Origin of the sequence: Idiomarina sp. UBA4206 (assembly GCF_002383015.1) — a bacterium.
In the GTDB taxonomy this organism is placed as follows: domain Bacteria; phylum Pseudomonadota; class Gammaproteobacteria; order Enterobacterales; family Alteromonadaceae; genus Idiomarina; species Idiomarina abyssalis.
The window spans coordinates 28558-29156 of record NZ_DFTS01000016.1 but is presented as its reverse complement, the minus strand read 5'-3'; the positions used below and the strand labels follow the sequence as shown (position 1 = coordinate 29156).

The 599-nt window shown below is 46.9% G+C and carries 1 protein-coding gene; it reads right to left on the bottom strand.

Translation table 11 applies throughout. The features are described 5' to 3' along the window. Positions 1 to 425, bottom strand: a 425-nt coding sequence (locus B3180_RS03475; protein ID WP_286843082.1) for a phosphoenolpyruvate carboxykinase (ATP), incomplete at its 3' end; no start/stop codon positions are given. Positions 426 to 599 lie beyond the last annotated feature (174 nt).

Here is a 599-nt window from a genome sequence, read left to right as displayed (position 1 = left end):
TTTTTTACAAAATGTGCCTGCCATGCCACTTCAGTAATGAAGCGAACCGCAAGACGTGTATCTTCGTTAGCACCGCAATAGGTGTCGACCACAAACAGACGTTTGTGCGACAACTGCTCAGTAACCAAACCTTTCAGTTCATTCCAGGTTTCAGTCGACAATGGTTTGTTGTCGTTCTTGCCCTGGTCAGCCCACCAGACGGTATTGCGAGTTGTGTCGTCGCGAACAATGTATTTGTCTTTGGGGGAACGTCCGGTAAAAATTCCTGTATCAACAGCAACCGCTCCAAGGTCCGTTACCGTTCCTTTTTCATAACCTTGCAGGTCATCGCGAGTTTCTTCTTTGAACAGCAGGTCATAGGACGGATTATGGACGATTTCTTCGACATCGGTGATGCCGTAGCGGCTCAGATCCAGATTTGGCATGACGTAAGGCTCCTGAGATTACGGTCTTGTTCGTTAACGTTAACAGCAGTAGCACCGCGCAAAGCATCCTGTTTTGCTGCTAGTTTACTGGTCAATTTTCAGGCCGCGAATGTTAACCCGATTCAGGTAAAAAAGATAGAGCAAAATTTTGTCAGTTCGATAGAATGCCCGCCT